This window comes from Pseudomonas sp. Irchel s3a10 (assembly GCF_900187525.1).
GTDB lineage: Bacteria > Pseudomonadota > Gammaproteobacteria > Pseudomonadales > Pseudomonadaceae > Aquipseudomonas > Aquipseudomonas koreensis_G.
In genome coordinates this window covers 291646-316970 of record NZ_FYDR01000003.1, presented here as the reverse complement: position 1 = coordinate 316970, position 25325 = coordinate 291646, and the positions used below count along the sequence as shown (strand labels likewise).

Genomic DNA, 25325 nt, shown 5'->3' with positions numbered 1-25325 from the left:
TAAATGGCAGTTGCCTCCGGCGCCTATAAGAAAGCCCTCGAGGGCGACCAGACACCTAAGCAGGTGTTGGTCAAAATCGACCGGGTCACGAAGAAGTTCGACGAGACGATTGCCGTGGACGATGTGTCCCTGGAAATCAAGAAAGGCGAGATCTTCGCCCTGCTCGGCGGTTCGGGATCGGGCAAATCCACGCTGCTGCGGATGCTGGCAGGGTTCGAACGGCCCACGGAGGGGCGCATTTTCCTCGACGGCGTCGACATCACCGACATGCCGCCGTACGAGCGCCCGATCAACATGATGTTCCAGTCGTACGCCTTGTTCCCGCACATGACCGTGGCGCAGAACATCGCCTTCGGCCTCAAGCAGGACAAGATCCCGAACGCCGAAATCGACGCCCGTGTGGCCGAAATGCTCAAACTGGTGCAGATGAGCCAGTACGCCAAGCGCAAGCCGCATCAACTGTCCGGCGGTCAGCGTCAGCGTGTGGCCCTGGCGCGCTCGCTGGCCAAGCGGCCGAAACTGCTGCTGCTCGACGAACCGATGGGCGCACTGGACAAGAAACTGCGTTCGCAGATGCAGCTGGAACTGGTAGAGATTATCGAGCGCGTCGGCGTGACCTGCGTGATGGTGACCCACGACCAGGAGGAGGCCATGACCATGGCCGAACGCATCGCGATCATGCACCTGGGCTGGATCGCCCAGATCGGCAGCCCGATCGACATCTACGAAACCCCTACCAGCCGTCTGGTCTGCGAATTCATCGGCAACGTGAACATCTTCGAAGGTGAAGTGATCGACGACGCCGAAGGCCACGCGACCATCACCTGCAAGGACCTCGACCGGCAGATCTACGTCGGCCACGGCATCAGCACTTCGGTGCAGGACAAATCCGTGACCTACGCGATTCGTCCGGAGAAGCTGCTGGTCACCGCCGATCAACCGACCTGCGAATACAACTGGTCGAGCGGCAAGGTGCATGACATCGCCTACCTCGGCGGTCACTCGGTGTTCTACGTCGAATTGCCGAGCGGCAAGCTGGTGCAGTCCTTTGTTGCCAACGCCGAACGCCGTGGCGCTCGTCCGACCTGGGGCGATCAGGTTTACGTATGGTGGGAAGACGACAGCGGCGTGGTACTTCGCTCATGAACATGCGCAAGTTCAAACGACGGCTCAACCGAATAATTCCCAATGGCCGGCAACTGGTCATCGGGGTTCCGTTCATCTGGCTGTTCCTGTTCTTCATGCTGCCGTTCTTCATCGTTCTGAAGATCAGCTTCGCTGAAGCCGATGTGGCCATCCCGCCGTACACCGAGATCTACACCTACGCCGAACAGAAGCTGCAATTGCTGCTGAACCTCGGTAACTACGCGATGCTCGGCGATGACGAGTTGTACATCGCCGCCTACCTCGGCTCGCTGAAGATGGCGTTCTTCAGCACGCTGCTGTGCCTGCTGATCGGTTACCCGATGGCCTACGCCATCGCCAGCGCGCGCAAAGAGCTGCAGACGGTGCTGGTGCTGCTGATCATGATGCCGACCTGGACCGCGATCCTGATCCGCGTGTATGCGTGGATGGGTATCCTCAGCAACAACGGCCTGCTCAACGGTTTCCTGATGAGCATGGGCCTGATCGACGAGCCGCTGCAGATTCTCAACACCAACCTCGCGGTTTACATCGGTGTGGTCTATTCGTATCTGCCGTTCATGATCCTGCCGCTGTACGCCAACCTGGTGAAACACGATCAGAGCCTGCTGGAAGCGGCTTCCGACCTCGGTTCGAGCACCTTCAACAGCTTCTGGAAAATCACTATTCCACTGTCCAAGAACGGGATCATTGCCGGCTGCATGCTGGTGTTCATCCCGGTGGTCGGTGAGTTCGTGATCCCGGAACTGCTTGGCGGCCCGGAAACCCTGATGATCGGTAAAGTGCTCTGGCAAGAGTTCTTCAACAACCGTGACTGGCCGGTGGCGTCTGCGCTGGCGGTGGTGATGCTGGCGATCCTGATTGTGCCGATCATCCTGTTCAACCGCAGTCAGGCCAAGGAAATGGAGGGCAAAGAATGAAGAACTTCCGTTTCTCCAGCCTGATGCTGGTACTGGGTCTGTTGTTCATCTACGCGCCGATGCTGATCCTGGTGATCTACTCGTTCAACGCCTCGAAACTGGTGACGGTGTGGGGCGGCTGGTCGATCAAGTGGTACGTCGGCCTGCTCGACAACACCCAACTGATGGGCTCGGTGCTGCGCTCGCTGGAAATCGCCTGCTACACCGCGGTTGCCGCGGTGGCGCTGGGTACGCTGGCAGCGTTCGTGCTGACCCGCATCACCCACTTCAAGGGCCGCACGCTGTTCGGTGGCCTGGTGACGGCGCCGTTGGTAATGCCTGAGGTGATCACCGGTCTGTCGCTGTTGCTGCTGTTCGTGGCCATGGCGCAGATGATCGGCTGGCCGCAGGAGCGTGGCATCGTCACCATCTGGATTGCGCACACGACGTTCTGTGCGGCGTACGTGGCGGTGGTGGTGTCGGCGCGTCTGCGTGAGCTGGACCTGTCGATCGAAGAGGCCGCCATGGACCTCGGCGCACGGCCGTGGAAGGTGTTCTTCCTGATCACCATCCCGATGATCGCGCCGTCGCTGGCCGCGGGCGGCATGATGTCGTTTGCCCTGTCGCTGGATGACCTGGTGCTGGCGAGCTTCGTTTCCGGCCCGGGTTCGACCACCCTGCCGATGGAGGTGTTCTCGGCGGTGCGTCTGGGCGTGAAGCCGGAGATCAACGCCGTGGCCAGTCTGATCCTGCTGGCGGTATCGCTGGTGACATTCCTGGTGTGGTTCTTCAGCCGCCGTGCCGAAGAAGCGCGCAAGAAAGCCATCCAGCAAGCCATCGAAGAAGGCGCTGCCGATTCGTGGAAGCAACCGGACGTGCGCCGCGCGCCGGCGCCGGAAGCGGCTTAAAGCAAAATCGGGTTGGCCCCTTTATCAAGGCCAACCCAAATCCAACTGTGGGAGCGGGCTTTTGTGGTGAGGGGATTTATCCCCGATGGGTTGCGAAGCGGCCCCCTCTCTTGATTCAAAAAGAAAGGGACTGCTACTCAGTCCATCGGGGATAAATCCCCTCACCACAGGGCACACCCCCACAGTTGGTATTAGGCAGTCCAGGGAGATTGGCGGATGACCTCAACAAAGTTCATCGGTTTGAACCCCGGCTCCTGATCCACCAGCACATCGGTCTTCACGTTGCCAAACGTGGTCTGCGGACGATGGCGCAAGCCGTCGGCAAACGCGCAGATGATGCATTCCTTGAAACCTTCCCCGCGTGGATGCGCATGCACCACCGCCTCGCGCTGGGTGTTGCTGAACGCCGCGTAATCCATGCCCAGCACATCCATCTCGACACCCGCCGTCACCAGCGCCACGGTCGGACGCAGATGCTTAGGCACCCCCGGTGTGGTGTGCAGGGCAATCGACAGCCAGACCTGTTCGATGTCGTCATCGCTCAGCCCGTACGGCTTGAGAAATGCCGCAGCCGCGTTGGCGCCATCCACTTCGAAACGCTCGTCGGCACTGCGATAACCTTCGACCAGACCGAGGTCGTGGAACATCGCGCCGACATACAGCAGCTCCGGGTTGTAGGTCAGTTGTTGGCGTTCGCCGCTCAACGCACCGAACAGAAACACCCGGCGCGAGTGGTGGTAAAGCAGGTCGGATTCGATGTCGCGAATGTACTCGGTGGTGGCCCGGGCGAGGGCGCTGTCGGGGATTTTGATGCCGGCAATGGTCGTGCTCATAAGGTGTTTCCTCGTCGAAAACGCCGTCGTGGCGCTGATGGACGAAGTCTGTTCCCCGAGGCACTAAACGGACAATCAACGCATGGCTGCGATCCTTGCCAATCGACCTGCGAATCATGCCAACTCACCTTGCACGGCAGAGTGCAGTCCAATTGTGGCGAGGGAGCTTGCTCCCGCTCGGCTGCGCAGCAGTCGTAAATCCGGCGTCCGCGTATTGACTGACATAATCCGGTTGAATGGAATTGGGGCCGCTTCGCAGCCCAGCGGGAGCAAGCTCCCTCGCCACAATGATTGCCTGGAGGCTTATGAACAAAACCATCGCCATCGTGGTGTTCCCCGGCGTGCAGGCGCTGGATGTCAGTGGGCCGATGGATGTGTTCGCCGAGGCCAACCGGTTTTTGCCGCCCGAGGATCACTATCGGCTGGAGGTGATCGGGGTCGAGCGGGGCCCGATGGCCTGTTCCAACGGGTTGAACCTCAGCGCCCATCGGCATTTCAGCGAAGCACTCGATGCCTGTGACCTGCTGCTGGTGGCCGGCGGCCCCCAGTTGCCGTTCATGGATTTCGGCAAGAGCTTCGACACCTGGCTGCGTGAGGCCTGCGCCCGTGCCCGGCGCTTTGGCTCGATCTGCAACGGCGCGTTCATGCTGGCGCGGGCGGGATTGCTGGAAGGGCGCACCGTGACCACCCACTGGAACGATGCCGAAGCCTTGGCGCAGTTGTGTCCATCGACCCAAGTCGAGGCCGATCGCCTGTACGTCGAGGACGGTGCGCTCTACACCTCGGCCGGGGTCACGGCGGGGATCGATCTGTCGCTGTACCTGCTGGCTCGCGACCACAGCGCAGAAGTAGCGCTGAGCGTGGCCAAGCGGCTGGTGGTGTTCACCCAGCGCGCGGGCGGGCAGTCGCAGTTCAGCCCGTTTCTCACGCCGCATGCGGAGCCGACGTCGGCGGTGGCGATGGTGCAGTTGTATGTGTTGGCCAATCTCACCGGCGATCTGACGATTGCCGATCTGGCGAATGCGGCGAACATGAGCGCGCGCAACTTTTCCCGGGTGTTCGCCCGCGAGGCTCGGGTCACCCCGGCGGAGTTCGTCGAAAGTGCGCGAGTGGATGCGGCGCGGGTGCTGCTGGAAAGCACCACGGCACCGCTGAAGACCGTGGCGTATCAGTGCGGGTTTCGCGATGCGCAGCACATGCGCAGTGTGTTCAATCGGCGGTTGGGGCTGACGCCGCAGCAGTTTCGGCTGAATTTTGCGCTGATGCTCTGAGAGATGTGTTGAGTTGGCGGGCCCCATCGCGAGCAGGCTCACTCCTACAATTGGAATACGTTCCCCTGTAGGAGTGAGCCTGCTCGCGATAGGGCCCGTCCGGCTAACCGAGAACTATTGCGCAGCCCGCGCCGGCAACAGCTTCAAGGTACTGCGCGTATTGGCCGTCACCTCTTCCTCGCTGAAGTGCGCCTGCACGTACATCCCCTCAACGTACTCTTCGGCCTGATCGTCATAGTGGCTGTCGAACGGCACGCCGCTCTGGCCGACCGGGTTGATGGTCAAACTGTGCGCCGGGTCGGCGAAGTCCACCAAACGCCGCGTCGAAGGCCCATAGGTCACCGGCCATGGCGCCGGGCCGAGCTTGGCCGAGAGATTGTTCGGCACTTCATGACTGCCCGGCGCAGCGAACGGCCCGACATTGACGATGCGGTCCAGCGGCTTCTGTTGTCCCAGCGGATGGCCATGAGTCAGGGTGTGTGCCGTGCCCCATTGCCACTCGGCCGGATTGTCGCCGAGGGTCTGTTTCAGGTGTGCCATGCTCGCCTGCCACGCCGCTTTGACGATGTCGGAGCGGGTTTCCTTGTTCGGCGTGTTGCGGTTGTCCCACCACGGTGAATCGGCGTTCGCCGCCAGGCGCGGCAGGGCGGCGTCGATGACTCGGGTCGAGAGCAGCGTTTCGAAGAAGTCGTTGCCCAGCTCATCGCGCATCGCCGCATCGGCGAGGTCGTAGAGGAACTGGTTGAACAGCGTGGCGCTGACCGAATCCAGCGGATAGTCGCCCGGCCACTGCGCCAGTTGCTCGACCAGTTTCAGTTGCGCCGGATCACTCACCACTTCACGCAACACCGGCAGCAACGGCGCCAGGGTGCGCGGGCCGTAGGCGGTAGTGGTGCCCAGTTGCAGTTTCTGGTTGGCTTCGTTGCTCCATTTCACGCTCTTGTCGCTGAGCTGGCGGTTGAGCTGCTGACCGCGATCGGCGAGGTTGTAGTAACCGGGGATCTCCATCCCGGTCGGCGACAGCGGCTGGAAGTTGGCCGAGACGATGTAGCCGCGCGCCGGGTTTTCTTCCTGCGGGTTGGCGCTGAACGGGTAGTAGCCGTCCTTGTCCGCCTGATTGCCGCTGCCGTCGAGAATGAACTCCGGCTTCACCCCGGCCGGGCGTTTCGGCAGCAGCGCCGAGGCCCACCAGGCGATGTCGCCCTTGGCGTTGGCGTAGACAATGTTCAGCCCCGGCGCCTGCACTTTGGCCGCTGCCGCACGGGCCTTGGCCAGGGTGTCGGCACGGTTGAGCTGGTAGAAACCTTCGAGGATCGGGTTCGGTGTTTCGAGGAACGCCCACCACATGGCGATCGGGGTCTTGCCGGCAGCAGTGCCGAGGGCGTCGTTGACGATCGGGCCGTGGGGCGACTGGCGCAAGGTCAGCGTCACCGGTGCCTGGCCCTTCACCGCGATCTGCTGCTCGGTGCTCACCAGATCGGTCCACTGGCCGTGGTACCAGACTTGATTCGGATTATCCGGGTTGACCTTCTCGGCGATCAGATCCAGATCGTCGTTCTGGAACATGGTCAGGCTCCAGCCGAAATCGAGGTTGTGGCCGAGGAATGCGAACGGCACCAGCGCCTGATGATGGCCGTAGAGCTCAAAGCCCGGTGCCGACAGTTGCGCCTCGTACCACACCGACGGCACCGAGAAGCGAATGTGCGGGTCACCGGCCAGCAGCGGTTTGCCGCTCTGGCTGCGGCTGCCGGCAATCACCCAGGCGTTGCTGCCTTCGAATTGCGGCAGGCCGTTTTCAATCAGCGCCTGCTCGCTGAGGCGAGCGAGGGCGTTGAGGTCTTGCCAGTCGCCGGCAGCGAGGGCCGGCGTCGGATGAGCGCGATCTTTGGCGAGCACGCCCTTGGGCTGCCAGTCGAGGTCGAAGACGTTGAGGTAATCGGCGCCGAGTTGATCGCGCACGTAGGTCAGCAACGGCTCGGTGCGAAACGCGGCGGCAAAGCTGTAGGCCATGTAACCGGCAACGCTGATGCTGTCTTCGGCGGTGAACGGCCGCTTGGGGATGCCCAGCACGTCGAACTCGACCGGCGCGGCGTGGCTGTCCTGATATTGGTTGATACCGTCCAGATAGGCTTGCAGGGCCTTCCACGCTGGTGACTGCTTGTCGAGGCTGGCGACATAGCTGGCAGCGCGTTCACGGATGCGCAGGCTGCGGAACAGTTTGTCGGTGTCGAGCAGCTTCGGCCCGAGCACTTCGGCCAGTTCGCCACGGGCGAGGCGGCGCATGGCTTCCATCTGGAACAGTCGGTCTTGGGCATGCACGTAGCCGAGGGCGCGATACAGGTCGGTTTCGTTTTCGGCACGAATATGCGGCACCCCGCGTTCGTCGTAACGCACGGTCACCGAACCTTGCAGATTGCGCAGTTCCACCTGGCCCTGACGCGTCGGTTGCTTGCTGTAGACGTACCCGCCGACGCCGGCGAGCAGGACAACGATGAGCAAGGCAAGAACGGTGAACACGCGTTTCATGGTGACTCCTTGTGCATGCGGGATTGCCGCCCGTCGGGCTGCAAACAATTAGCACAGACCTTCCGTGCCGTGCATCGCTGTCCTCGAAAAGTCCGGAATGCCTTACTGCGCCACCACCGGCCACGGGCAATAACAACCGACCGCCAGGGTGTGCGTGGCGCTGACCGGGCGATCATCGGTCAGGGCATTGAGGATCGGTTCGATAAAACTGTTGCTGGAGTTGCAGGTCAGCCCTTCGCTATACGGCCCGAAATACGCGAGTTTGCCGCTGCGGTCCCAGATCGCTACGGCGGGGCTGGCCGGTACCTGCTCGGAACCGGGCAATACCGCAATGGTTTTCAGATTGCTCAGGGTGGCGGGCAACTGGCCGTGGCTGCCGGCACGCTGCACCGCAAAGAACTCCACACCGCGCGGGCCGAACTGTTCGACCATTTCCGTCAGGTGCTGTTGATTGCCGACGTTGCACGGGCAGGCCGGGTCCCAGAAATGCACGAGACGGATTTTGCCGGGGCCGGCCAATTCATCCGGCAGACGCAACGGATCCCCGGAAAACACGGCGGTGTGCTGACTGAACGCGCGCAGGTAGCGCCCTTGAAACCAGTCGTACGCCGCCCACAGCACCCCGGCACACACAAGCGCGAGCAGGCTGGCAAACAGTGCGGTGCGGTAGGGCGAGCGCATGGTTTTTCGATCCTCGAAGGGGGGCTAGCTTGCCATGCTTGCCGCAACAGATGAATATCGCAGGCCGATAAAGTCTGTTTACCGCTTTGGAATACCCGCATGCCTGACACTTTCGATGCCGATCATTTACGCGCCAGCCTCAAGCCTTTGGCCCAGTGGCAGCCGTTGTCGGACGAGGCCAAGGCGTATCAGCGGTTCTATCAGACCGACTTCCCCGAGCGCGATGTCTGGCGCGGCATGGGCCGCTTTGAAGTGGACGGTTATGAGCTGGTCAGCCATTGCTGGTGGCCGGAGAAGGTCAAGGGCACGCTGTTTCTGCTGCACGGTTTTTACGACCACACCGGGCTGTATCGGCATGTCATCGAGTGGGCACTGGATCAGGATTTTGCGGTGATCGCCTGCGACTTGCCAGGCCATGGGTTGTCGAGTGGAGCGCGGGCGAGCATCCGTGATTTCTCCGAATATCAGGACGCCTTGCAGGCGTTGTTCGCTGAAGCCAGTTCGATAGCCCTGCCGCAGCCCTGGCACCTGTGCGGACAAAGCACCGGCGGCGCGATTGTCGTCGATCATGTGCTTAATCATGGCGAGAACAGTCCGGCGCAGGGCCAGCTGATTCTGCTGGCGCCGCTGGTGCGTCCGCGCGCCTGGGGCTGGTCGCAGCTCAGTTATTACCTGCTCAGACCTTTCGTGCGGGGCATCGCCCGGCGCTTCAGCGAGAACTCCAACGACCCGGATTTCCTGCCGTTTCTGCAGGCCGATCCGTTACAGCCCAAACGCTTGCCGACCGCGTGGGTCGGTGCGCTGTCGCGCTGGATCATCCGCGTCGAACACGCGAAAAAAAGTCCGCGACGGCCGCTGATCGTTCAGGGGCAGGCGGACATGACCGTGGACTGGCAGCACAACTTGCAGGTGCTGAAGTGGAAGTTCGACCGGCCGCAAATTCTGCTGCTGCCGCAGGCGCGGCATCATCTGGCGAACGAGACGCTGGAGATGCGCGAGGAGTATTTCGAGTTTCTGAACAAGCGGATCAGGGGGCGGAACCTCTAGCGTCTGTTAAGGCCTCTTCGCGAGCAAGCTCGCTCCCACAGGTGGACTGCATTCCAAAATGTGGGAGCGGGCTTGCTCGCGAAGACGGCCGGTCAGGCGATAAGGCTTACTGGCTGAGGTTCGAAGAGCTTTGCCCCACCGCCAACCCAGCTCGGATCGCTGCCAGCGCCGCCTGGTAATACGCCTTGCCTTCGGTGGATTCGGCAAAGGTCGCGAACTGCTCCAGTTCGTCATCCGACAAATCGCGATAAACGTAGAGCAGCGTGTTGTTCAAGTCGGCGCCGATCTGCTCCATCAGGCGCTGGCGCTGACCGTTCAGCATGCCTTGCGCCTGACCGCCGCCGAGCAGACCGGGAATCATCGAACTCAAACTGTCCGCCGCCACGCCGGCAATCGCCAGGCTGACCTCGGCGCCGGCTTCGCGCGCCGGCAGGGCTTGCGCCAGGTGGCCGATGATCAGCAGACGGCTATCGCTGACCTGCATCTTCGGCAAGCCCTTGGCGTTTTTCGCCAGTTGATCGCGACGGGTGGCGAGCAATTCAGCGGCGACGATTTTCTTGCCCAGCGGCGACTGAAAAAAGGCCAGTGCCGGCTGCGGATCAGCCAGGTGCTGACGCAGTTGCGCTTCGGCACGCTGATCCATGGCCTGGGGGGCGAAGCGCTGGTTGCTGTTGTTGACCAGGGCTTGAAACACCGCCGGCGGCAGGTTGTTCTGGTAGCGCTGCTGCGCAGCACTCAGGGCATCATTGAAATGCGCACGTTGATCTGGCCAGCCGGCGATCTTGTACAACTGATCGTGGCCGTCCGCCCAGGCGGGCAAAACGCAGAACATCAACAGTGAAAAAAGCAAACGGCGCATAGGGACTCCTGTCAGCAGCGGACTATTCTCCGTGCGGTGCCGGTACTTGTCGAGAATTCGTAGCAAGCCGCTGCGTGGCTCTGTCGGATTTCTTGCCGCCGGCATACTATGCGCGCCATGCAAATATCCTCCGAACACCCGCTGCTGTTACGTATCGTCGACGACCTGGCCGAACACGGCTGGTCGCAGCAGAACATTTTCCTGCCCGCAGGTTTGACCCGCGAGCTGGCGGCCGAGTGCCGTAAACGTGAGGCCGAGGGTGAACTGGCGCCGGCGGCGGTGGGCCGTGGGCCATTTTCGGAGATTCGTGAGGGCATTCGCGGCGACCACATCCAGTGGATCGACCCGGGTCAGGCCGAAGCCAGCGACCGTTATCTGAACCTGATGAACAGCCTGCGCGAGGCACTCAATCGCGGGCTGTTCCTCGGGCTGGAGGATTTCGAGTGTCATTTCGCCCTGTATCCGCCGGGCGCGTTTTACCGCAAGCACGTCGACCGTTTTCGCGACGATGACCGGCGCATGGTATCGGCGGTGGTCTACCTCAATGATGCTTGGCTGCCGGAAGACGGCGGTCAGTTGCGCATGTATCTGGGCGAAGACCGGGTGCATGACGTGCAACCCACCGGCGGCTGTCTGGTGGTGTTCCTCTCCGGCGAAGTACCGCATGAAGTGTTGCCGGCGCACCGCGAACGCCTGTCGCTGACCGGCTGGTTCCGCCGCCGTGGCAACGAGCCGTTCTGAGATGCAGAAGATTCTGGTCAGCCGCTGCCTGTTGGGCCATCGCGTGCGTTACGACGGCGGGGCCAGCGGGCCGTTCGATCTGCTCGAACAGTGGATCGCCGAAGGGCGTGTGGTGCCGCTGTGTCCGGAAGTGGCTGGCGGTTTGCCGACGCCACGGGCAGCGGCGGAGATACCGGGCGGGCAGGGTGGTGAAGTGCTCGATGGTGTCGCGGCAGTGATCACCACTGACGGCGAGGATGTCAGTGCGCAGTTTCTCGATGGTGCGCGGCAGGCGCTGGCACTGGTGCAGAGGCACGGGATTCGTGTGGCGGTGCTCAAGGCCAACAGCCCTTCCTGCGGGAATTTGCTGACCTATGACGGGACGTTCAGTGGGGTCAAGGTCAATGGCGAAGGGGTGACGGCCGCGTTGCTCAAGCGCCATGGTGTGCAGGTCTTCAGCGAACTGGAGTTACTGCAAGCCGCGCAGGCCCTGACCCAACTCGAATAAAAGCCCACCGCAAATCCCATGTAGGAGTGAGCCTGCTCGCGATAGCGGTGTGTCAGTAAACGATTCTCTCGATTGACCTGACGCCATCGCGAGCAGGCTCACTCCTACAGGTCTTGTGCTCACTTGGGTTCGTTGAGCCACTTCTCGGTCAGCGCTGCCAAGCGTCCATCCGCCTTGATCCGCTCCATCGCGCTCGCAAGACTGGCCTGAAACGCCGGATTACCCTTCTGAAACGGAATCGCCAAATCCACTGGCTCCGCCGCTTTCGGCTTCTCTTCAGCCAACGTCTGCACCAGCACCATCGGCCGTGGCTGCTCATCCTTCTTCGCCAGCAACTGCGAATCGACCTTGCCGTAAGGCTCGCTGAAGTCGAAACGATCCTTGAGTTCGGGTGTCAGTGCTATGTGATTGAGCGCAACGTCGTACTTGCCGCTTTCAACGCCCTGGAGCAGGTCGGCTTCGTCGGTGACGATGAAGTCGGCGCGCACATCCAGCTCGTTGGCCAGCAGTTGCCCAAGCTCGACCTCGAACCCCGTGAGCGTGTCGCCATCCTTGAAATTGAAGGGCGGCGTATTAGCCTCAAGGGCAATGCGCAACTCGCCACGGTCGTTGACGTCATCAATCAGTTCGGCGTGAGCCAGAGGGCTCAGAAGGGGTAGCAGGCAGATCAGGCCAGGCAGAAAGCGCATGGTCACTCCTTTGAAATCATTATTGCGATGCTCTGAGTCAGGCTCGCTTTGCTATGGTTGTCGAGTGCCTTCGACAACGAATGGTCATGAAGTTGTCATGACCGCGCGGATTTTACGGAAAAACTGGAGAAGAGAATGAAAACATTCATGTCACGTGCAGCTTTGGCGGGTTTGCTGATGGGCGTTTCGGTGCTGGCCAGTGCGGCCACTCCGGCACCCAAGGGCGCCGAAGTGTTCATCGTTTCTCCCGAGGATGGGGCCACGGTGTCTCAGGAGTTCAAGGTCAAGTTCGGGGTCAAGGACGTTGCGCTGGCACCGGCTGGTGACGTCACCAAGAATACCGGTCACCATCACCTGCTGATCGATGCCAAAGAAATCGTTCCGGCCGGTTCCGTCGTGCCGACTGACGCCAACCATATGCACTTCGGCAAGGCGCAGACCGAGGCCACGATCAAACTGGCCCCGGGCAAGCACACCTTGCAACTGGAGCTGGGTGACAGCGGCCACATGGCGTTCGATCCGCCGATTGTCTCGAAGAAAATCACCGTCAACGTCAAATAAATTTCCGGCGTTGCATGAAAAAGGGAGCCCGAAGGCTCCCTTTTTTTGTCGCTCAGCGTTCGATCAGAACAACACGCGGCTACGGATGGTGCCGTTGACGTGTTGCAGCTTCTCTTGCGCCAGCTCCGAGTACTCGGCGTCGACGTCGATTACCACGTAACCGACTTTCTCGTTGGTCTGCAGGAACTGACCGGAGATGTTGATACCGTTTTCGGCGAAGACCTTGTTGATCTCGCTCATCACACCCGGAATGTTCTCGTGGATGTGCAGCAGACGGTGCTTGCCAGGGTGAGCCGGCAGGGCCACTTCCGGGAAGTTCACCGACGAAACGGATGTACCGTTGTCGCTGTACTTGACCAGTTTTTCCGCCACTTCCAGACCGATGTTGGCCTGCGCTTCGGCAGTCGAGCCACCGATGTGCGGGGTCAGGATCACGTTGTCCAGGCCACGCAGCGGGCTTTCGAACTCTTCGTCGTTGGAGCGAGGCTCCACCGGGAAGACGTCGATGGCCGCGCCGATCAGGTGCTTGTCCTTGATCGCGTCCGCCAGGGCGTCCAGCTCGACCACGGTGCCGCGCGCGGCGTTGATCAGGATGCCGCCCTTCTTGATGGCGCGGATTTCCTTCTCGCCGATCATCCACTGGGTCGCCGCGGTTTCCGGAACGTGCAGGGTGACGATGTCGGACATGCCCAGCAGCTCGTGCAGGTTGCCGACCTGAGTGGCGTTGCCCAGCGGCAGCTTGGTCACGGTGTCGTAGAAGAACACCTGCATCCCTAAGCCTTCCGCCAGAACCGACAGCTGCGTACCGATCGAGCCGTAGCCGACGATGCCGAGTTTCTTGCCACGGATCTCGAAGGAGTTGGCTGCGGACTTGATCCAGCCGCCACGGTGGCAGGAAGCGTTTTTCTCAGGGATGCCGCGCAGCAGCAGGATCGCTTCGGCCAGCACCAGTTCGGCGACGGAACGGGTGTTGGAGTACGGCGCGTTGAACACGGCGATGCCGCGCTCGCGGGCAGCACTCAGGTCAACCTGGTTGGTGCCGATGCAGAAACAGCCGACCGCGACCAGCTTCTTCGCGTGATCGAAGATCTCTTCGGTCAGTTGGGTGCGCGAACGAATGCCGATGAAGTGAGCGTCAGCGATCTTTTCCTTGAGCTGGGCTTCCGGCAAGGAGCCTGTCAGGTATTCGATGCTGGTGTAGCCCGCCGCCTTGAGGACGTCGACAGCCGATTGGTGGACGCCTTCGAGAAGAAGGAACTTGATCTTGCTCTTATCGAGAGAAGTCTTGCTCATCTGCGTAAACCTGTATCCCGGAGAAAAATGGCAGGGAGGGGAGCAGCCTGGAGCTGACCCGCACGGCAAGAAAGCCGTCTCCGCAGAACTGGCCTTGGGCACTGGCCTGCGGGGTCGGTATGCTAGCATAGCCACCCCGCGAAACACTCATTCCTGCGACGTGAAGCGTCTTCAGGATGACCATGAATTGTTCGAGAGTTCTGTCGATGACCAATCCTGCCCTGATTGATGAACTGAAGACCCTGGTCGAGCCTGGCAAGGTCCTGACCGACGCCGACTCCCTGAATGCGTACGGCAAGGATTGGACCAAGCACTTCGCGCCCGCGCCAAGCGCCATCGTGTTTCCCAAGACCATCGAACAGGTGCAGGCGATCGTCCGCTGGGCCAATACCCACAAAGTGGCGCTGGTGCCGTCGGGCGGGCGCACCGGGCTGTCCGCCGCCGCGGTGGCCGCGAATGGCGAAGTGGTGGTGTCGTTCGACTACATGAACCAGATTCTCGACGTGAACCTCACTGACCGCACCGCCGTGTGTCAGCCGGGCGTGGTCACCGAGCACCTGCAAAACGTCGCCGAAGAAAACGGCCTGTATTACCCGGTGGACTTCGCTTCCGCCGGTTCCAGCCAGATTGGCGGCAATATCGGCACCAATGCTGGCGGGATCAAGGTGATTCGCTACGGCATGACCCGCAACTGGGTCGCCGGCATGAAGGTCGTCACCGGCAAGGGCGATGTGCTGGAGCTGAACAAAGACCTGATCAAGAACGCCACCGGCTACGATTTGCGCCAGTTGTTTATCGGCGCCGAAGGAACCCTCGGGTTTGTGGTCGAGGCGACCATGCGTCTGGATCGCGCGCCGAAAAACCTCACCGCGATGGTCCTCGGCACCGCCGACTTCGACTCGATCATGCCGGTGCTGCACGCCTTCCAGGGCAAACTCGACCTGACCGCGTTCGAATTCTTCTCCGACAAGGCTCTGGCCAAAGTACTGGGCCGTGGCGATGTGCCGGCGCCGTTCGAGACCGAGTGCCCGTTCTACGCGCTGCTGGAGTTCGAGGCGACCAACGAAGAAGTGGCCAACACGGCGCTGGAAACCTTCGAACACTGCGTCGAGCAGGGCTGGGTGCTGGACGGCGTGATGAGCCAGAGCGAAACCCAGCTGCAGAATCTGTGGAAGCTGCGCGAGTACATCTCCGAGACCATCTCGCACTGGACACCGTACAAGAACGACATCTCGGTCACCGTGTCGAAAGTCCCGGCATTTCTACAGGAAATCGACGCCATCGTCGGTGAACACTACCCGGACTTCGAAATCGTCTGGTTCGGCCACATCGGCGACGGCAACTTGCACCTGAACATTCTCAAACCGGATAACCTGAGCAAGGACGAGTTCTTCGCCAAGTGCGCGACCGTCAACAAGTGGGTGTTCGAAACCGTCGAGAAGTACAACGGTTCGATCTCTGCCGAACACGGCGTCGGCATGACCAAACGCGATTACTTGACCTACAGCCGTTCGCCGGTCGAAATCGAGTACATGAAAGCGGTCAAAGCGGTGTTCGACCCGAACGGCATCATGAACCCGGGCAAGATCTTCGCGGTTTGATTGGCAATCCCTGATGAATCAATGAAGGCAGGAGTCGGTAAATGAGCTATCAGCACCAGTACGTCGACGGCACGCGCATTCACTTCCCGATCGGGAAAGTGGTGTGCATTGGCCGCAATTACGCCGAACACGCCAAGGAACTGGACAACCCGGTGCCTACCGAGCCGTTGCTGTTCATCAAGCCGGGCAGTTGCGTGGTGCCGCTGGAAGGCGGGTTCAGTATTCCGACCGAGCGTGGTTCGGTGCACTACGAAGCGGAAATCGCCGTGTTGATCGGCAAGCCGCTGTCGACCAAGCCGAGCCGTGAAGAAGTGCTGGACGCGATCTCCGGTTTCGCTCCGGCGCTGGATTTGACCCTGCGCGACAAGCAGGCCGAGCTCAAGTCCAAGGGCCTGCCGTGGGAAATCGCCAAGTCGTTCGACGGCGCGGCGGTGATTGCCCCGTTCGTGGTCGGCAGCACCTTCGCCGACCTGACCGACATCGGCATCCGCCTGACCATCAACGGTGAAGTGCGTCAGGACGGCAACAGCAGCGCGATGCTCAACCCGATCGTGCCGATGATCCAGCACATGGCCGGCTGCTTCTCGCTGCAGGCCGGCGACGTGATCCTTACCGGCACACCAGTGGGCGTCGGCCCGCTGAATGTCGGCGACGACATCGTGCTGGAACTGGTTGGCGCGAGCAGCTTCAGCAGCAGCGTGCGCTGACCGAACGCATCCTCCCTTTTGGGATACGCATAAGCTGTGGCGAGGGAGCTTGCTCCCGCTGGCCTGCGCAGCAGGCCCTCGCTTTTTGAAGCGAAAAGCAGGGTCGCTTCGCGCCCCAGCGGGAGCAAGCTCCCTCGCCACAATAAATCCCCTCACAACAGGGCTCACTCCCACACTGGTGATGTGTTGCGGCTCGCAAACGCACACGACAATCCCGCCATTTGCCGTTTTTTTCACATTCTGTACGGATAATTCCTCTCATTCTGGCGTCTGAGCCGGCCTCTTTGTGCTATTACCCTTAGCCTGAATTTTCGGAATGCGTCCCTGATGTCAGCTCACACTCAGCTCAATCCTCCACGCCGCTCACGTTTCGCCCTGCGCTGGTATGTCTGGCTGTTGCTGGTGATCGCCGCCGCTTACGGTCTGGCGTTTGCCATGCATTGGGACGACCGTGGTCTGCTGTGGATGCGCGAGCGTCTCGAGAGTCAGACCGAGCAGAAGGCAAGCATCTGGCTGCCGGACTATCGGGCGGTGATCGACGGCAAGTTGCTGCCGGGCATGGAGAAGGACGAGGCCTCGGACCTGTCCTACAACCCGCAGACCAAAACCCTGTTTTCGGTGATGGGCAAGAATCCGTTTCTGGTCGAACTGAGCCTGCAGGGTGATGTGCTGCGCAAGATGCCGCTGGTGGGCTGGAGCAATCCGGAAGGCCTGAGCGTGATGGAAAACGGTCTGATGGCGATTGTCGATGAGCGCGAGCACCTGCTGAGCATCGTCAGGGTCGATGCCAATACCCGCGAACTGAATATCGCCGACTTCCCGAAATATGACCTCGGCCCGTCGGAAAACCAGAACAAGGCATTCGAGGCAATCACCTGGGATCCGCACAATCAGCAGCTGCTGCTGGGCGAGGAGCGGCCGCCGGCGCTGTTCACCTGGAAAAGCGATGGCAGTCAGATTCTCAAGGGCGACAAGCAAAAGCTTGCCAGTGATGAGCTGGATATCCGCAACCTTTCGGCGCTGGCCATCGACCCGCGCACCGGCCACACCCTGGTGCTGTCCGCCGACTCGCACCTGTTGCTGGAGCTGGACGAGAAAGGCGAGCAGGTCAGCTTCATGACCCTGCTTGGCGGCTTCAACGGCTTGAAGGACACCATCCCCCGCGCCGAAGGCGTGACCATGGATGACGCCGGTACGCTGTACATGGTCAGCGAGCCGAACCTGTTCTACCGTTTCGAAAAGCAGAAGTAAGCCGATCGCGGTCGACTTGTGGTCGCAGGCAAGTGGCCATTAAGCTTCAGTTCAGACAGGCGTGATATTTCATCGGCCTGTTTTGATCCCGAGCCTGCCTGAATGCGTCGACTTGCCCGCCCCAAACCGCTGATTGTCATCTTGTCGGTGATTGCCCTGATCGTGTTGATCGCGATCGGCCAATACCTGCGCCTGTTCGAGCGTGCCTGGTTCAACCTGCACACCCTGTGGCAGCCGTTGAGCAGCGAGGCCATTGGCCTGGATCAATACCGGGTCGAGGTCGAAGCCAGGGTCATCGACGGGCTGAACGACGATGTTTCAGCGCTGACCTATGATCCGGTGCGCAACAGTCTGTTCACCGTGACCAACAAGAATGCCGAACTGGTCGAGTTGTCGCTCGAAGGCAAAATCCTGCGGCGCATCGCGCTGATCGGCTTCGGCGATCCTGAAGCGGTGGAGTTCATCAGCGCCGACACCTACGTGATCACCGACGAGCGCCAGCAACGCCTGATCAAAGTCCATTTGGAGCAGGACACCACGTTTCTCGATGCGGCGGACGCCGAACAGATGACCCTCGGCGTGCACATGAGCGGCAACAAGGGCTTCGAAGGCCTGGCGTACGACTCGGTGGGCAAGCGCCTGTTCGTCGCCAAGGAACGTGATCCGATGCTGATTTATGAAGTGCACGGGTTCCCGCATTTCAATCCGGAAAAGTCCTACGCGGTACACGTGATCAACAACCCCAAACGCGATGCGGGGATGTTCGTGCGCGATCTGTCGAGCCTGCAATACGACGAGCGCAGCGGCCATTTGCTGGCGCTGTCCGACGAGTCGGGGCTGATTCTGGAACTGGACGTGGACGGGCGGCCGCTGAGCACCTTGTCGCTGACCAAGGGCCGGCAGGGTTTGCAGAAGAGCGTGCCGCAGGCCGAAGGCATCGCGATGGACGACGACGGGACGCTGTATCTGGTGAGTGAGCCGAACCTGTTTTACGTCTTCAAAAAGCCAACCCAGCCCTGACCTACACCTCAAATCAATGTAGGAGTGAGCCTGCTCGCGATAGCGGTGTGTCAATCGACATCAATATCAACTGACAGACCGCAATCGCGAGCAGGCTCACTCCTACAGGGGTATTTCATCTACCCACACAATGTGGGTGACCGGGCTTACTCAGCCTTCAGGGTCTTCACACCTTCGCTGGTACCCAACAACAGCAGATCCGCCGGGCGCGCCGCGAACAGGCCGTTGGTGACCACGCCGACGATCGCATTGATCTGCGCTTCCAGCTCCACCGGATTGGTGATCTGCAGGTTGTACACGTCGAGGATGATGTTGCCGTTGTCGGTCAGCACCCCCTCGCGGTAGACCGGGTCGCCGCCCAGTTTTACCAATTGGCGGGCGACGTGGCTGCGGGCCATCGGGATCACTTCGACCGGCAGCGGGAATTCACCCAGCACCGGCACCAGTTTGCTGGCGTCGGCGATGCAAATGAAGGTCTTGGCCACCGCCGCGACGATCTTCTCGCGGGTCAGGGCCGCGCCGCCGCCCTTGATCAGGTTCAGGTGCGCGTCGCTTTCATCGGCGCCGTCGACGTAGAACTCCAGGTCGCTGACGGTGTTCAGCTCATACACCGGAATCCCGTGGCCCTTGAGACGCGCGGCGGTGGCTTCGGAGCTGGCGACCGCGCCATCGAACGCGCCCTTGTGCTGGGCCAGCGCATCGATGAAGCAGTTGGCGGTGGAGCCGGTGCCGACCCCGACGATGCTCTTGTCGTCGAGTTTCGGAAGGATGAAGTCGACGGCGGCCTGAGCCACTGCCTGTTTGAGTTGATCCTGGGTCATGCGGGCTCCAGAAGCGGGCAAGGGGAGAACGGAAAGGCCAGCATTATAGGCCCCGGGGTGGTGCAGGGGGAAACACCCTGTGGCGAGGGAGCTTGCTCCCGCTGGAGCGCGAAGCGGTCCTTTGCATTTTTTCAGACAAATCGAATGTTCTGATTTACGACTGCTGCGCAGCCGAGCGGGAGCAAGCTCCCTCGCCACAATGGCTATTCACACCCTAAAACCCCCTGTTCAGTGTGGTCGTGCGGCTGAAAGCCGGGTTAGACTCGTCGGTCCCGCCCAATCGCCAGTGATGCTTTCCGATGCTCGAACAGTACGTCAAAAAGATCCTCACCTCGCGCGTTTATGACGTTGCCGTAGAAACCCCGCTGCAGAACGCTCGCCAGCTCTCCGAGCGGCTGGGCAATGACATCTGGCTCAAGCGCGAAGACTTGCAGCCGGTGTTCTCGTTCAAGATTCGCGGCGCGTACAACAAGTTGACCCAACTGACCGACGAAGAGCGCGCCCGTGGCGTGGTCACCGCGTCGGCGGGCAACCATGCGCAGGGTCTGGCGCTGGCGGCGAAAGTGCTGGGCGTGAAAGCGACCATCGTGATGCCCAAGACTACTCCGGAGATCAAGGTCGAAGGCGTGCGTTCGCGCGGCGGCAAAGTGGTGCTGCACGGTGATTCGTTCCCGGAAGCCCTGGCTTACTCGCTGAAGCTGGTCGATGAAAAGGGCTACGTCTACATCCACCCGTACGACGATCCGCACACCATTGCCGGGCAGGGCACCGTGGCGATGGAAATTCTGCGCCAGCACCCGCAACCGCTGGACGCGATCTTCGTGCCGGTCGGCGGCGGCGGTCTGATCGCCGGTATTGCGGCGTACGTGAAATATCTGCGTCCGGACATCAAGGTCATCGGCGTCGAACCGGACGACTCCAACTGCCTGCAAGCGGCCATGGCCGCCGGCGAGCGCGTGGTGCTGCCGACCGTGGGCATCTTCGCCGACGGCGTGGCGGTGGCGCAGATCGGCCAGCACACTTTCGACATCTGCAAGGATTACGTCGACGAAGTGATCACCGTCAGCACTGACGAGATTTGCGCGGCGATCAAGGATATCTACGACGATACCCGCTCGATCACCGAACCTGCCGGCGCCTTGGGCGTCGCCGGGATCAAGAAATACGTTGAGTTGCGCGGCGTCAGTGGCCAGACCTTCGTCGCCATCGACTCCGGGGCCAACGTCAACTTCGACCGCCTGCGCCACGTCGCTGAGCGCGCCGAGCTGGGCGAGGGCCGCGAAGCGATCATCGCCGTGACCATCCCCGAAAAGGCCGGCAGCTTCAAGGCCTTCTGCGAAGCGATCGGCAAGCGGCAGATCACCGAATTCAACTACCGCTACAACACCGGCAGCGAAGCGCACATCTTCGTTGGCGTGCAGACTCACCCGGAAAACGACCCACGCAGCGCATTGCTGGCGAGCCTGACCGAGCAGGGCTTCCCGGTGCTCGACCTGACCGATAACGAACTGGCCAAGTTGCACATCCGCCACATGGTCGGCGGCCACGCGGCGCACGTGATCGACGAAGTGGTGTTCCGCTTCGAATTCCCGGAACGTCCGGGCGCGCTGTTCAACTTCCTCAACAAGCTCGGCGGGCGCTGGAACATCTCGATGTTCCACTACCGCAACCATGGTGCGGCGGATGGTCGTGTCGTCGCAGGCCTGCAAGTACCGCATGACGAGCGTCATTTGGTGCCGGCGGCGCTGGAAGAAATCGGCTACCCGTACTGGGATGAAAGCGAGAACCCGGCCTATCAGCTGTTTCTTGGCTGAGCGGCTACGCTGATGGGCAGGCCCTGAGGAAATCGAACAATGGAAACGTTAACTGCCCTGAAAACTGCGCACATGGTCGCCACCGTGGTGTTGCTGGCCAGTGCGCTGGGGCTGGGAGTCTGGGTTTTTCTGGCGCGCCGCAAAGGTGATGCAACGGCTGGCAGCCGCACCTTGCAGCGGCCACGGGCGTTCATCTGGCTGTTGATGGGCCTGGCTTTGCTGAGCATGCCGTTTACCGGCTGGGGCATGGTGCATCTGGTCGGCTGGCCGTTGGGGCAGACCTGGCTGCTGGCTTCCAGTGTGCTGTACACCGTCGCCGCGCTGGCGTGGTTCTGGTTGCTGGTGCGGTTGAATCGGTTGCGCAAGGTGCCGGGTGGCGTTGGCAAGTTCACTTTTGCCTTGGCGTTGTTCAGCTTTGTCTGCTTTATCGCGATTGCCGGGTTGATGGGGGCCAAGCCTGTTTAAGGCTTGAGAACGCGTCGAGCCCATTCGGGAGCAAGCCCCCTCCCACATTGGATTTGTGTTGTGAACACCATCCTCTGTGGGAGCGGGCTTGCTCGCGAAGGCGTCCTCAGTCGCGCAACGAAATCACCGGCCATCCGCGCTTCTCGGCCTCAGCCCGCAGATTCGGATCCGGATCCACCGCCACCGGGTTCGCCACCTGCTCCAGCAGCGGCAGGTCATTCATCGAATCGCTATAGAAGTAGCTGTCATCCAGCGAATACCCGGTTTCTTCGAGCCAGCGATTGAGGCGCGTCACCTTGCCTTCGCGGAAGCACGGAATGTCGGTGCTGCGTCCGGTGTAGCGGCCGTCGACCATCTCGCACTCGGTGGCGATCAGGGTTTCAACGCCCAGGCGCACCGCAATCGGTGCGGTGACGAAGCGGTTGGTGGCGGTGATGATCACCAGTTTGTCGCCGGCGTCGCGGTGTTTTTTCAGCAGCTCCAGCGCCTTGGGCAGCACGATCGGCTCGATGCAGTCGCGCATGTAATCATTGTGCCACTGCTCAAGCACGGCCATTTCGGTGCGGCCGAGGATTTCCAGGCAGAAGTTCAGGTACGCGGCGTTATCCAGCTTGCCGGCCAGGTAATCCTGGTAGAACTCGTCGTTGCGCGTCTTGTACGCCACCGGGTCGAGGAAACCGCGTTCGCACAGATAGTCGCCCCAGGCGTGATCGCTGTCGCCGCCCAGAAGGGTGTTGTCCAAATCGAATAGAGCCAGGCGCATTGCAGTTACCCGCTGAAAAGTCAGTAAAAAGGCGACAAGAATACGGTCTTTTCACAAGAGTGCACATAAGGTAGGAACCTTCGTTGCCGCCTTATCAAGCTTTGTGGAACAATGCGGCGACATGCGTTTGCGAGGTTGTTGCCGTGATCGACCCCGATGGTTTCCGCCCCAATGTCGGGATCATTCTGACGAATGACGCCGGCCAGGTGCTATGGGCTCGCCGTATCAATCAAGATGCCTGGCAGTTTCCGCAGGGGGGAATCAACCCCGAGGAGACGCCGGAAGACGCCTTGTACCGCGAGCTGAACGAAGAAGTTGGCCTGGAACGTGAAGATGTTGAAATACTGGCCTGTACCCGGGGCTGGTTGCGCTATCGTTTGCCGCAACGTCTGGTGCGTACCCACAGCCAACCGCTGTGCATCGGCCAGAAACAGAAATGGTTTCTCCTGCGCCTGATCTCCAACGAGCAGCGGGTGCGGATGGATTTGACCGGTAAACCGGAGTTCGATGGCTGGCGCTGGGTCAGTTATTGGTATCCGTTGGGCCAGGTGGTGACATTCAAGCGCGAGGTGTATCGACGCGCCCTCAAAGAGCTTGCCCCGCGCCTTTTAGCGCGCGACTGACGACGGAGTTCGACCCCGAGCCATGCTCAATACGCTGCGCAAGATCGTCCAGGAAGTTAACTCCGCCAAGGATCTCAAGGCGGCGTTGGGGATTATTGTGTTGCGCGTCAAAGAGGCCATGGGCAGCCAGGTCTGCTCGGTCTACCTGCTTGATCCCGAGACCAACCGCTTCGTCCTGATGGCCACCGAGGGCTTGAACAAGCGCTCGATCGGCAAGGTCAGCATGGCACCCAACGAAGGTCTGGTGGGTCTGGTCGGCACGCGTGAAGAACCCCTGAACCTCGAAAACGCCGCGGATCATCCGCGCTACCGCTACTTCGCCGAAACCGGCGAGGAGCGCTACGCCTCTTTCCTCGGGGCGCCGATCATTCACCACCGCCGCGTCGTCGGCGTGTTGGTCATCCAGCAGAAAGAACGCCGCCAGTTCGATGAAGGTGAAGAAGCCTTCCTCGTGACCATGAGCGCGCAGCTCGCCGGCGTTATCGCCCACGCTGAGGCCACCGGTTCGATCCGTGGCCTGGGCCGTCAGGGCAAGGGCATTCAGGAAGCCAAGTTCGTCGGCGTACCGGGTTCGCCGGGTGCCGCCGTCGGCACCGCCGTGGTCATGCTGCCGCCGGCGGATCTGGACGTTGTGCCAGATAAAACCATTACCGATATCGACGCCGAACTGGCGCTGTTCAAGACCGCCATCGAAGGCGTGCGCGCCGACATGCGCGCGTTGTCCGCCAAGCTCGCGACCCAGTTGCGCCCGGAAGAACGTGCGCTGTTCGACGTTTACCTGATGATGCTCGACGATGCCTCGCTGGGCAGCGAAATCACCACCGTGATCAAGACCGGCCAGTGGGCTCAGGGCGCGCTGCGTCAGGTGGTCACTGAGCACGTCAACCGTTTCGAACTGATGGACGACGCCTACCTGCGCGAGCGTGCGTCGGACGTCAAAGACCTTGGCCGGCGCCTGCTGGCCTACTTGCAGGAAGAGCGTCAACAGAACCTGGTCTACCCGGAAAAAACCATTCTGGTCAGCGAAGAGCTGACGCCGGCGATGCTTGGCGAGGTGCCGGAAGGCACGCTGGTCGGTCTGGTATCGGTACTCGGTTCGGGTAACTCCCACGTCGCGATCCTGGCCCGGGCCATGGGCATTCCGACAGTGATGGGCCTGGTTGACCTGCCGTACGCCAAAGTCGACGGCATCGAGGTGATCGTCGACGGCACCCGCGGCGAGGTCTACACCAACCCCAGCGATGTGCTGCGCAAGCAGTTCGCCGAGGTGGTCGAAGAAGAGAAACAACTGGCGCTGGGCCTCGACACCCTGCGTGATCTGCCGTGCGTGACCCTCGACGGCCACCGCATGCCGTTGTGGGTCAACACCGGCCTGCTGGCCGATGTGGCGCGGGCACAGAAGCGCGGCGCCGAGGGTGTCGGCCTGTACCGCACCGAAGTGCCGTTCATGATCAACCAGCGCTTCCCGAGCGAAAAGGAACAGCTGGCGATCTACCGCGAGCAGCTCGCCGCGTTCCATCCGCAACCGGTGACCATGCGCAGCCTCGACATCGGCGGTGACAAGTCGCTGTCGTACTTCCCGATCAAGGAAGACAATCCGTTCCTCGGCTGGCGCGGGATTCGTGTCACCCTCGACCACCCGGAAATCTTCTTGGTGCAGACCCGCGCGATGCTCAAGGCCAGCGAAGGCCTGAACAACCTGCGGATCCTGCTGCCGATGATCTCCGGCACCCACGAACTCGAAGAAGCCCTGCACCTGATCCACCGGGCGTGGGGCGAAGTGCGTGACGAAGGCACCGACGTGCCGATGCCGCCGATCGGGGTGATGATCGAAATTCCGGCCGCGGTGTACCAGACCAAGGAACTGGCGCGCCAGGTGGACTTCCTGTCGGTCGGCTCCAACGACCTGACCCAGTACCTGCTGGCGGTCGACCGCAACAACCCGCGAGTGGCCGACCTCTACGACTACCTGCACCCCGCGGTGCTGCAAGCCCTGCAAACCGTGGTGCGCGACGCTCATGCCGAAGGCAAACCGGTGAGCATCTGCGGTGAAATGGCCGGTGATCCGGCAGCGGCGGTGCTGTTGATGGCGATGGGCTTCGACAGCTTGTCGATGAACGCCACCAACTTGCCGAAAGTGAAGTGGATGCTGCGTCAGATCAACCTGAGCAAGGCCAAGGATCTGCTGGCGGAGCTGATGAAGATCGATAACCCGCAAGTTATCCACAGCTCGCTGCAACTGGCGCTGAAGAATCTCGGGCTGTCGAAGATGAATCCGCCGGCGGTCAACAAGGCCCTCTGAAAGGCTGATGGCCCTGTGGC

General features: G+C 61.3%; 24 protein-coding genes. 16 read left to right on the top strand and 8 right to left on the bottom strand.

The features are described 5' to 3' along the window. Window positions 1-3: 3 nt before the first annotated feature. The 3 genes from CKW11_RS11415 to CKW11_RS11405 are packed head-to-tail and all read left to right on the top strand — an operon-like array spanning window position 4 to window position 2950. Window positions 4-1146 (top strand): ABC transporter ATP-binding protein, encoded by a 1143-nt coding sequence (locus CKW11_RS11415; protein WP_095137597.1) that lies wholly within the window; start codon window positions 4-6, stop codon window positions 1144-1146. Window positions 1147-1181: 35 nt separating this feature from the next. Further along, complete coding sequence (locus tag CKW11_RS11410; RefSeq protein WP_177327455.1) at window positions 1182-2063, top strand: ABC transporter permease subunit; 882 nt, start codon at window positions 1182-1184, stop codon at window positions 2061-2063. Further along, the gene (locus CKW11_RS11405) at window positions 2060-2950 is read left to right on the top strand and encodes an ABC transporter permease subunit (RefSeq protein ID WP_095137596.1); all 891 of its coding nucleotides are present in this window, start codon (window positions 2060-2062) and stop codon (window positions 2948-2950) included. The genes CKW11_RS11410 and CKW11_RS11405 overlap by 4 nt, the downstream gene beginning before the upstream one ends. 191 nt (window positions 2951-3141) lie before the next feature. On the opposite strand, the gene CKW11_RS11400 is transcribed toward CKW11_RS11405, so the two are convergent. Then, window positions 3142-3783 (bottom strand): HD domain-containing protein, encoded by a 642-nt coding sequence (locus CKW11_RS11400; protein WP_095137595.1) that lies wholly within the window; start codon window positions 3781-3783, stop codon window positions 3142-3144. A 305-nt stretch (window positions 3784-4088) separates the two neighbouring features. On the opposite strand from CKW11_RS11400, the gene CKW11_RS11395 reads away from it, so the two are divergent. Continuing rightward, on the top strand, window positions 4089-5054 hold the full coding sequence (locus tag CKW11_RS11395; protein WP_095137594.1) for a GlxA family transcriptional regulator: 966 nt from the start codon (window positions 4089-4091) through the stop codon (window positions 5052-5054). 114 nt (window positions 5055-5168) lie between these two features. Here CKW11_RS11395 and CKW11_RS11390 read toward each other — a convergent pair whose 3' ends face one another. Both CKW11_RS11390 and CKW11_RS11385 read right to left on the bottom strand, forming a co-directional pair. Further along, window positions 5169-7580 (bottom strand): penicillin acylase family protein, encoded by a 2412-nt coding sequence (locus CKW11_RS11390; protein ID WP_095137593.1) that lies wholly within the window; start codon window positions 7578-7580, stop codon window positions 5169-5171. A gap of 102 nt (window positions 7581-7682) precedes the next feature. Further along, on the bottom strand, window positions 7683-8261 hold the full coding sequence (locus tag CKW11_RS11385) for a DUF6436 domain-containing protein (protein ID WP_095137592.1): 579 nt from the start codon (window positions 8259-8261) through the stop codon (window positions 7683-7685). A 99-nt stretch (window positions 8262-8360) separates the two neighbouring features. Here CKW11_RS11385 and CKW11_RS11380 point away from each other — a divergent pair, with 99 nt between their 5' ends. Then, window positions 8361-9308, top strand: a complete 948-nt coding sequence (locus tag CKW11_RS11380) for an alpha/beta hydrolase (RefSeq protein WP_095137591.1) — start codon at window positions 8361-8363, stop codon at window positions 9306-9308. Window positions 9309-9414: 106 nt separating this feature from the next. Here the strand turns inward: CKW11_RS11380 and CKW11_RS11375 are convergent, their stop codons facing one another. Then, the gene (locus tag CKW11_RS11375) at window positions 9415-10167 is read right to left on the bottom strand and encodes a DUF2059 domain-containing protein (RefSeq protein WP_095137590.1); all 753 of its coding nucleotides are present in this window, start codon (window positions 10165-10167) and stop codon (window positions 9415-9417) included. 108 nt (window positions 10168-10275) lie between these two features. Here CKW11_RS11375 and CKW11_RS11370 point away from each other — a divergent pair, with 108 nt between their 5' ends. Continuing rightward, a complete protein-coding gene (locus CKW11_RS11370; RefSeq protein WP_095137589.1) occupies window positions 10276-10908 on the top strand; it encodes a 2OG-Fe(II) oxygenase in 633 nt (210 codons plus the stop codon). A 1-nt stretch (window position 10909) separates the two neighbouring features. Continuing rightward, a complete protein-coding gene (locus tag CKW11_RS11365) occupies window positions 10910-11395 on the top strand; it encodes a DUF523 domain-containing protein (RefSeq protein ID WP_095137588.1) in 486 nt (161 codons plus the stop codon). A 119-nt stretch (window positions 11396-11514) separates the two neighbouring features. Here the strand turns inward: CKW11_RS11365 and CKW11_RS11360 are convergent, their stop codons facing one another. Beyond that, a complete protein-coding gene (locus tag CKW11_RS11360; RefSeq protein ID WP_095137587.1) occupies window positions 11515-12084 on the bottom strand; it encodes a transporter substrate-binding domain-containing protein in 570 nt (189 codons plus the stop codon). 135 nt (window positions 12085-12219) lie between these two features. Between CKW11_RS11360 and CKW11_RS11355 the strand changes: the two genes are divergently transcribed. After that, window positions 12220-12645, top strand: coding sequence for a DUF4399 domain-containing protein (locus CKW11_RS11355; protein WP_095137586.1), 426 nt, complete (start codon window positions 12220-12222; stop codon window positions 12643-12645). A 63-nt stretch (window positions 12646-12708) separates the two neighbouring features. Here the strand turns inward: CKW11_RS11355 and serA are convergent, their stop codons facing one another. After that, a complete protein-coding gene (gene serA, locus CKW11_RS11350; protein ID WP_025112046.1) occupies window positions 12709-13938 on the bottom strand; it encodes a phosphoglycerate dehydrogenase in 1230 nt (409 codons plus the stop codon). A 206-nt stretch (window positions 13939-14144) separates the two neighbouring features. On the opposite strand from serA, the gene CKW11_RS11340 reads away from it, so the two are divergent. From CKW11_RS11340 to CKW11_RS11325, 4 genes are all read left to right on the top strand, one after another. Continuing rightward, window positions 14145-15539 carry an FAD-binding oxidoreductase gene (locus CKW11_RS11340; protein WP_095137585.1) on the top strand — a complete coding sequence of 465 codons (1395 nt, stop codon included), beginning with the start codon at window positions 14145-14147 and terminating at the stop codon, window positions 15537-15539. A gap of 41 nt (window positions 15540-15580) precedes the next feature. Beyond that, window positions 15581-16246: a fumarylacetoacetate hydrolase family protein gene (locus CKW11_RS11335; protein WP_095137584.1), complete on the top strand. Its 666-nt coding sequence runs from the start codon at window positions 15581-15583 to the stop codon at window positions 16244-16246. A gap of 327 nt (window positions 16247-16573) precedes the next feature. Beyond that, window positions 16574-17497, top strand: coding sequence for an SdiA-regulated domain-containing protein (locus CKW11_RS11330; protein ID WP_095137583.1), 924 nt, complete (start codon window positions 16574-16576; stop codon window positions 17495-17497). A 102-nt stretch (window positions 17498-17599) separates the two neighbouring features. Beyond that, window positions 17600-18517, top strand: a complete 918-nt coding sequence (locus CKW11_RS11325; RefSeq protein ID WP_095137582.1) for an SdiA-regulated domain-containing protein — start codon at window positions 17600-17602, stop codon at window positions 18515-18517. A 146-nt stretch (window positions 18518-18663) separates the two neighbouring features. Here the strand turns inward: CKW11_RS11325 and rpiA are convergent, their stop codons facing one another. Continuing rightward, on the bottom strand, window positions 18664-19338 hold the full coding sequence (gene rpiA, locus CKW11_RS11320; RefSeq protein ID WP_095137581.1) for a ribose-5-phosphate isomerase RpiA: 675 nt from the start codon (window positions 19336-19338) through the stop codon (window positions 18664-18666). 299 nt (window positions 19339-19637) lie between these two features. Between rpiA and ilvA the strand changes: the two genes are divergently transcribed. Together ilvA and CKW11_RS11310 are read left to right on the top strand one after the other, a co-directional pair. Beyond that, the gene (gene ilvA, locus CKW11_RS11315) at window positions 19638-21152 is read left to right on the top strand and encodes a threonine ammonia-lyase, biosynthetic (protein WP_041072159.1); all 1515 of its coding nucleotides are present in this window, start codon (window positions 19638-19640) and stop codon (window positions 21150-21152) included. A gap of 39 nt (window positions 21153-21191) precedes the next feature. Next, window positions 21192-21617: a DUF2269 domain-containing protein gene (locus tag CKW11_RS11310; RefSeq protein WP_095137580.1), complete on the top strand. Its 426-nt coding sequence runs from the start codon at window positions 21192-21194 to the stop codon at window positions 21615-21617. A gap of 106 nt (window positions 21618-21723) precedes the next feature. Here the strand turns inward: CKW11_RS11310 and CKW11_RS11305 are convergent, their stop codons facing one another. Further along, the gene (locus tag CKW11_RS11305) at window positions 21724-22380 is read right to left on the bottom strand and encodes an HAD family phosphatase (protein ID WP_095137579.1); all 657 of its coding nucleotides are present in this window, start codon (window positions 22378-22380) and stop codon (window positions 21724-21726) included. A 143-nt stretch (window positions 22381-22523) separates the two neighbouring features. Between CKW11_RS11305 and CKW11_RS11300 the strand changes: the two genes are divergently transcribed. Both CKW11_RS11300 and ptsP read left to right on the top strand, forming a co-directional pair. Beyond that, on the top strand, window positions 22524-23003 hold the full coding sequence (locus CKW11_RS11300; protein ID WP_003229203.1) for an RNA pyrophosphohydrolase: 480 nt from the start codon (window positions 22524-22526) through the stop codon (window positions 23001-23003). A 22-nt stretch (window positions 23004-23025) separates the two neighbouring features. Further along, the gene (gene ptsP, locus CKW11_RS11295; RefSeq protein ID WP_047596633.1) at window positions 23026-25305 is read left to right on the top strand and encodes a phosphoenolpyruvate--protein phosphotransferase; all 2280 of its coding nucleotides are present in this window, start codon (window positions 23026-23028) and stop codon (window positions 25303-25305) included. The last annotated feature ends 20 nt before the right edge of the window (window positions 25306-25325 follow it).

Excerpts from the sequence above, each read along its gene's own strand:
- CKW11_RS11415 (WP_095137597.1), top strand. The coding sequence starts at position 4 with ATGGCAGTTGCCTCCGGCGCCTATAAGAAAGCCCTCGAGGGCGACCAG.
- CKW11_RS11405 (WP_095137596.1), top strand. The coding sequence starts at position 2,060 with ATGAAGAACTTCCGTTTCTCCAGCCTGATGCTGGTACTGGGTCTGTTG.
- CKW11_RS11400 (WP_095137595.1), bottom strand. The coding sequence starts at position 3,783 with ATGAGCACGACCATTGCCGGCATCAAAATCCCCGACAGCGCCCTCGCC.
- CKW11_RS11395 (WP_095137594.1), top strand. The coding sequence starts at position 4,089 with ATGAACAAAACCATCGCCATCGTGGTGTTCCCCGGCGTGCAGGCGCTG.
- CKW11_RS11390 (WP_095137593.1), bottom strand. The coding sequence starts at position 7,580 with ATGAAACGCGTGTTCACCGTTCTTGCCTTGCTCATCGTTGTCCTGCTC.
- CKW11_RS11385 (WP_095137592.1), bottom strand. The coding sequence starts at position 8,261 with ATGCGCTCGCCCTACCGCACCGCACTGTTTGCCAGCCTGCTCGCGCTT.
- CKW11_RS11380 (WP_095137591.1), top strand. The coding sequence starts at position 8,361 with ATGCCTGACACTTTCGATGCCGATCATTTACGCGCCAGCCTCAAGCCT.
- CKW11_RS11375 (WP_095137590.1), bottom strand. The coding sequence starts at position 10,167 with ATGCGCCGTTTGCTTTTTTCACTGTTGATGTTCTGCGTTTTGCCCGCC.
- CKW11_RS11370 (WP_095137589.1), top strand. The coding sequence starts at position 10,276 with ATGCGCGCCATGCAAATATCCTCCGAACACCCGCTGCTGTTACGTATC.
- CKW11_RS11365 (WP_095137588.1), top strand. The coding sequence starts at position 10,910 with ATGCAGAAGATTCTGGTCAGCCGCTGCCTGTTGGGCCATCGCGTGCGT.
- CKW11_RS11360 (WP_095137587.1), bottom strand. The coding sequence starts at position 12,084 with ATGCGCTTTCTGCCTGGCCTGATCTGCCTGCTACCCCTTCTGAGCCCT.
- CKW11_RS11355 (WP_095137586.1), top strand. The coding sequence starts at position 12,220 with ATGAAAACATTCATGTCACGTGCAGCTTTGGCGGGTTTGCTGATGGGC.
- serA (WP_025112046.1), bottom strand. The coding sequence starts at position 13,938 with ATGAGCAAGACTTCTCTCGATAAGAGCAAGATCAAGTTCCTTCTTCTC.
- CKW11_RS11340 (WP_095137585.1), top strand. The coding sequence starts at position 14,145 with ATGACCAATCCTGCCCTGATTGATGAACTGAAGACCCTGGTCGAGCCT.
- CKW11_RS11335 (WP_095137584.1), top strand. The coding sequence starts at position 15,581 with ATGAGCTATCAGCACCAGTACGTCGACGGCACGCGCATTCACTTCCCG.
- CKW11_RS11330 (WP_095137583.1), top strand. The coding sequence starts at position 16,574 with ATGTCAGCTCACACTCAGCTCAATCCTCCACGCCGCTCACGTTTCGCC.
- CKW11_RS11325 (WP_095137582.1), top strand. The coding sequence starts at position 17,600 with ATGCGTCGACTTGCCCGCCCCAAACCGCTGATTGTCATCTTGTCGGTG.
- rpiA (WP_095137581.1), bottom strand. The coding sequence starts at position 19,338 with ATGACCCAGGATCAACTCAAACAGGCAGTGGCTCAGGCCGCCGTCGAC.
- ilvA (WP_041072159.1), top strand. The coding sequence starts at position 19,638 with ATGCTCGAACAGTACGTCAAAAAGATCCTCACCTCGCGCGTTTATGAC.
- CKW11_RS11310 (WP_095137580.1), top strand. The coding sequence starts at position 21,192 with ATGGAAACGTTAACTGCCCTGAAAACTGCGCACATGGTCGCCACCGTG.
- CKW11_RS11305 (WP_095137579.1), bottom strand. The coding sequence starts at position 22,380 with ATGCGCCTGGCTCTATTCGATTTGGACAACACCCTTCTGGGCGGCGAC.
- ptsP (WP_047596633.1), top strand. The coding sequence starts at position 23,026 with ATGCTCAATACGCTGCGCAAGATCGTCCAGGAAGTTAACTCCGCCAAG.